The 5,618-nt window shown below is 52.9% G+C and carries 3 protein-coding genes and 4 pseudogenes; 2 read left to right on the top strand and 5 right to left on the bottom strand.

Annotated features, from left to right (window positions below; translation table 11 throughout):
- Positions 1–63 precede the first annotated feature (63 nt).
- Positions 64–1,193, top strand: a protein-coding gene (locus HTT03_RS09015; protein ID WP_174858008.1) for an IS3 family transposase whose coding sequence is annotated in 2 segments (ribosomal slippage) — positions 64–307 and positions 307–1,193 — 1,131 coding nt in all. Because the reading frame shifts where the segments join, the coding sequence is not laid out codon by codon here.
- A gap of 130 nt (positions 1,194–1,323) precedes the next feature.
- Here the strand turns inward: HTT03_RS09015 and HTT03_RS09010 are convergent.
- From HTT03_RS09010 to HTT03_RS08995, 5 genes and pseudogenes are all read right to left on the bottom strand, one after another.
- On the bottom strand, positions 1,324–1,863 hold the full coding sequence (locus tag HTT03_RS09010; RefSeq protein WP_343035761.1) for a metallophosphoesterase family protein: 540 nt from the start codon (positions 1,861–1,863) through the stop codon (positions 1,324–1,326).
- 59 nt (positions 1,864–1,922) lie between these two features.
- Positions 1,923–2,393 (bottom strand): annotated as a pseudogene (locus HTT03_RS09005) (ATP-binding protein); the annotation flags it as partial.
- A gap of 416 nt (positions 2,394–2,809) precedes the next feature.
- A complete protein-coding gene (locus tag HTT03_RS09000) occupies positions 2,810–3,025 on the bottom strand; it encodes a hypothetical protein (protein ID WP_174859520.1) in 216 nt (71 codons plus the stop codon).
- A 351-nt stretch (positions 3,026–3,376) separates the two neighbouring features.
- Positions 3,377–3,790 (bottom strand): annotated as a pseudogene (locus tag HTT03_RS18705) (transposase family protein); the annotation flags it as partial.
- 311 nt (positions 3,791–4,101) lie between these two features.
- Positions 4,102–4,515: pseudogene (locus HTT03_RS08995) on the bottom strand (amino acid ABC transporter ATP-binding protein); the annotation flags it as partial.
- A gap of 143 nt (positions 4,516–4,658) precedes the next feature.
- Between HTT03_RS08995 and HTT03_RS08990 the strand changes: the two are divergent.
- Positions 4,659–5,591: pseudogene (locus tag HTT03_RS08990) on the top strand (IS5 family transposase).
- The last annotated feature ends 27 nt before the right edge of the window (positions 5,592–5,618 follow it).

Genomic DNA, 5,618 nt, shown 5'->3' with positions numbered 1-5,618 from the left:
TGGACCTGTCGCAGTTTGATGCCGCTCCTTTGATAGCATTTACTGCAACAAAGGAGATGAACTATGGGACTGAAACGGACGGACGAATTCCGCCAGGATGCGGTGCGTATCGCACTGACGAGTGGGCTGACGCGCAAGCAGGTGGCTGACGATCTGGGTGTTGGCATGTCGACGCTTAACAAATGGATCACCGCGCACCGAGGCACAGACGTGGTGTCGAAAGAGGATTTGAGCCTCGCCCAAGAGAATGAGCGACTTCGGCGCGAGAACCGTCTTCTCAAGGAGGAGAGGGAAATCCTAAAAAAGGCCACCCAGTTCTTTGCGGGCCTAAAGCAATGAGATTTAGGTTTGTCGAGGAACACCGGAGCCACTTCCCCGTGAACCGCTTGTGTCACGTTGTCGGTGTCAGTTCGCGCGGTTTGCGAGCATTCCGAAGCCGTCCTGCCAGCCGCAGACAGCGGTCTGATCTGGTCACCTTGGCGCACATCAAAGAACAATCCCGTCTCAGCCTGGGCAGCTATGGCAGGCCGCGCATGACAGAAGAACTGAAGGAGATCGGCCTGAATATCGGTCACCGCCGTGTGGGTCGTTTGATGCGCCAGAACGGCATATCCGTGGTGCGAACCCGTAAACACAAGGTGACGACAGACAGTGATCACAAGTTCAATATTGCGCCAAACCTGCTGGACCGGGATTTTATGGCTGACCAACCGAACCAGAAATGGGCCGGTGACATCAGCTATGTCTGGACGCGTGAGGGATGGCTGTATTTGGCTGTCATCCTCGACCTGCATTCAAGGCGCGTGATCGGCTGGGCGGTCAGCAACCGTATGAAACGAGACTTGGCAATACGGGCTTTGAAGATGGCAATTGCGTTCAGGGCACCGCCCAAGAGCTGCATCCACCATACGGATCGCGGGTCGCAATATTGTTCGCACGACTACCAGAAACTTCTGCGCCAGCAAGGCTTCAAGGTGTCGATGTCTGGCAAGGGCAATTGTTACGACAATGCTGTCGTCGAGACCTTCTTCAAAACCATCAAAGCTGAACTCATTTGGCGCAGGTCATGGGAAACACGGCGGCAAGCTGAGATGGCGATCTTTGAATACATCAACGGCTTCTACAACCCACGGCGACGCCACTCAGCACTGGGCTGGAAAAGCCCCGTCGCCTTCGAACGGAAAGTGGCTTAAACGAGCACTTGGGGCGGCACGAAAGCGGGACAGGTCCAGTTTCCCTAACAGCACTTATTGAATAGTGCTTGATGAAATTCTCGGTCTTGTTCGTCTCTTGATCTACTTAAACGTGTTTCACACAACGCGCTCACACAAGTAGAGGGTGGATAACGGCGCGGGGACGACCGGCCTCCTTCCAAAGAAAAGCCAGCGAGATCGGAAGGCGAAAGCGGCGGGGGCCCGCTGCCCCCGGGTTCAGCCAAAGAGGGAGGCCAGTGTCTTCTATACCAGGCTTGTGGGAGTGACCGGAAATCACGACGTCCCATCCCTTTGCTTCCGGATCGGTCTGTAAATCGTTACGGTCATGGATCATGTGGATGCGTAGCCCCTTCAGCGTGCGGCTTACCGTTTCGGGTAAGGCCTCGGCCCAGGCGCCGCAGTCAATGTTGCCACGGATGGCCGTAACTGGAGCAATGCGCGCCAGCACATCGAGATGTGTGGGATCGCCGATATCGCCAGCGTGCAGGATATGGCTGACGCCTTTTAGGGCCTCCAGCGCCTCGGGGCGGAGGAGGCTGTGGGTGTCGGATATGACGCCGATGCGCTCGCTAAGAGGGGGTGGGCAAAGGGGGTGCTCGGGGTCGTCGCTGTGGGTCATCGCAAATCCGCTGAGGTTGTTGATTGTCACTGAGAACTGACCCGGTATTTTCACCGAGATTTGACCCACCCTCAGTTATGCGTCGTGGTTCATGACGCGGTCAATGTTTCGGTCTCCTTCCCTGTTTTCTTTGCAGACTCAGCGCTGGCCTTGAAGCGGTAGCTATCGATTCCAGTTTCGAGGATGTGGCAGCGGTGGGTAAGCCGATCCAAGAGAGCGGTGGTCATCTTTGCGTCTCCAAAGACCTGCGCCCATTCTGAGAAGCTGAGGTTGGTGGTGATGATCACACTGGTGCGCTCATAGAGCATACTTAGCAGGTGGAAGAGCAATGCCCCACCAGATGAACTGAACGGCAGGTAGCCAAGCTCGTCTAAGATAACCAAATCGACCTTGGTCAGCATCTCAGCCAGTTTCCCAGCCTTTCCAAGCGCTTTCTCTTGCTCCAGTGCATTAACCAATTCCACGGTCTAGAAGAAGCGGACCTTTCGCCTGTGATGCTCAATCGCCTGCACACCAATTGCTGTAGCAGTATGGCTTTTGCCGGTTCCGGGGCCGCCGATCCGGGCTTTCCCGTTCACCTGCTCAAGAACTGCGGCCAGTTTTGCGACAAAAGATATGTTCAAATTCTGTTTTTCAAGTTCCCTCTGTTCTAAAGCTTGTTCTAGCCCCGCAACATAGTTCCTCTCGGCGTCATCTAACCCGCGGTTCCAACTTTGTACACGGTCCAATTTTGATCTGGATCGGACAATCTCCCCATCTAAGATAGAAATCTTCTTTTCAAACCTGCGGCTCGTAATATCACCTATAAACACTTATCGTCTCTTTATTATAATGTGTTATCCAAATATCCGAAATACGAATTAGTTCGTATATCTGAAGAAAAACGTACATTAAGAAGATTAAAATGAAGTGAGAATTTGGGAGTTTCTGAATTTATTTGTTGGTTTTGCCTTGTAATGGCGCGCAACACACGTCGTCATTTGAACAGTTCTGCTAAAGCAAACTGCACTGAGTGCTCAAGTGCCTTTTGTTGATACTCCCAGTTCAACAACTGATGCTCCAGTATTGCGATATCAACCCAAACCACTTCCAAGCCATTGGCACAGTTAAGAAAACCCGAGAGCGCATCTTCCATTGCATCTTCCACCAACGCACGCTCCAATTCTTCTGCGCAGCCTAACGCTTTGGTCACATTCTAAATGTTATTGTACCAATCGAATAGCTTTGTATTTGACGCTTTGTTTATAGCTATTATTCTATTCATCTAAACACCCTCTTATTCTATAGAGTTCTCGACTGAAAAAGGAACTTTCTCTGTTTCTCCCCTCGAAAAAGATTTTGTATTGAATATTTAAAATATGGCTAAATGTTGGGCAGCTGAGCCGCCCTTCGTTGAGGAGATTGAGCGGCAAATGGGCATCGAATTTAGAGACCAAGACATGAACCAGCACACCCGGCCTGGTCGTGCTTCCAGGGATAGGGCGGCTCAACGCCGTCGACTCAGTTGATCGAAGCAGATACTTCAGCAGATACTTCAGCAGATACTCTCAGAGGGCACGAAGCGCAGTTCCATCCACATGCTGGTGGCGTCGTCGATAAACACGAACAGGGTGCAAGGCGGACCCCGATCCTCAAACCTGCGATGACCTGAGCTGTCAACTTGGATCAACTTCCCAAAGTATTCGCGCCTGGATGTTGGTTGATGAATTGTCCGCCGCGTCTTGCGTGACAACCAGACGCCATCGTGGATCATTCACTGCCGCACCGTCAACATCTCAGCTGCAAAGGTTGGCCCAAAATCGGCGTAGCTTTCTTTGATCAGCGTCAAAGCGAAAGCGCGTTTGGCCTGATGGATTTGATTGTTCGGGGTTTTGCCGCGAGACTTATGCCGAATGGATGCGGCTCCATCCACACGATAACGCTTCAACAGCCGTAATACGTGTCGGCGCGTTCTATCTTGCGTCGTTCTGTGATACTCAGCTGGCTGTAAACGGCTCCCATACCGATTCCTTTCACTAATTAGACTACTGTTTTTAACAAGAGTCGCCCTTGAGGGTAGCGCGCGCGCCCTTCCTACAAAAATTACCTATAGGGTTAATTATGTACATTATCTAGGCACGTGGGCTCTTGGCACATGGCACATGGCAACGAGATGAACACGGTGATAGATATGGCGATACTGCCGATTACCGCACAAAAGACCCCCCAGTGCTTTTCGCATTCGCAATCTCGATAAACTTACACATTCAAATACCCACACTCGGCCTTCTAATGTGTAAGAACCCGCGACAAAAACCTTTGCGTGCGTTGGTTCTGTGGCGCATCAAAAACTGCTTCCGGCGTTCCCTCCTCCACAATTTCGCCTTGATGAATATAGATGACCCGATCCGCGACTTCGCGCGCAAAGCTCATTTCGTGGGCGACAATCACCATGGTCATGCCGTCGCGGGCTAATTCACGCCTGGCGTCCAGCACCTCCCCAATCATTTCGGGGTCGAGCGCTGATGTGGGCTCATCAAACAACATCAAGCGCGGCTCCATCGTCAAGGCGCGTGCGAGTGCTACGCGCTGCTGCTGCCCGCCGGAAAGCTGACTGGGGTATTTTTCGGCTTGATCTGCGATGCCCACACGCTCCAACAGCCGGTGTGCCGTCTTCGTTGCCACAATGCGCTCTTGCGACATGTTCGCTTCGATCGTGGCCGCGAATATCAGAAAGGGCAAAAGGTATTTTGTTGCGTTTATCTAGTTTGTGAACTCTGTGGGCTTTGTTGCACAAATAGGTTGATGGGATTCACTGTATGAATCCAGCGTGATAGCTGAAGGGGATGAGCAGCTGGTCCCCTACCAAATATAAGACCAAGAATTGGTCGTCTTACAATGACAGCTTGAAGCGGCGCGGATCGTTGTCGATCTGGTTTGATCCGGAGATGGTGTGGGCGCCGCCGCCAAACGGCAAGCGCGGTCGGCAACAGCAATTCAGTGACGCGGCTATTCAAACGTGTCTAACGCTGAAGGTCCTTTTTGGCATGCCGCTCCGCCAGACAACTGGGTTCGTTCAAAGCTTGCTGCGGTTGGTCGGGCTTGATTGGTAAGCACCGGACTTCAGCACTCTTTGCCGCCGCCAGAAAACGCTGAACGTGAGCCTGCCGTATCGTGGCGGTGCTGGCCCGTTGAATCTTCTTATCGATAGCACGGGGATCAAGGCCGAGGGTGAAGGCGAGTGGAATGCACGTAAGCATGGCGGTTCTAAACGCCGCATATGGCGCAAGATACACATAGGTATCGACGAGGAAACGCTGGAAGTTCGGGCAGTCGAAGTCACCAGCAGCAACATCGGTGATGCTCCCATGCTGCCCGAACTCCTGACCCAAATCCCGCTCGATCAGGACATTGGCAACGTTACCGCAGATGGGGCGTATGACACCCGCAAATGCCACGAGGCGATTGCTGCCAGAGATGCCCATGCGGTGATCCCGCCACGCAAGAATGCAAAGCCCTGGAAGCCTACGAGCGCCGGAGCAATTGCCCGCAACGATGCGGTCCATGCGCAACGGTATCTGGGCCGCACGGTGTGGCGACGCTGGAGTGGATACCACCGCAGAAGCCGCGTCGAAACCAAGATGCATTGTATGAAACTACTGGGCCAATCGCTCATGACGAGGGACTTCGAAAGGCAAGTCGCGGAAATCCAAGTCCGCATCGCCATCCTCAACCGCTATACGGCTCTTGGCATACCTATCACTAAGCCCGTAGGCTAAATCCGTCTGGGGTAAGGGGAAGAACGT

Origin of the sequence: Sulfitobacter maritimus, from assembly GCF_013346665.1 — a bacterium.
GTDB classification, from domain to species: Bacteria; Pseudomonadota; Alphaproteobacteria; order Rhodobacterales; family Rhodobacteraceae; genus Sulfitobacter; species Sulfitobacter maritimus.
Note: the sequence above shows the minus strand (reverse complement) of the source record. Positions and strands in the feature narration are given on the sequence as shown.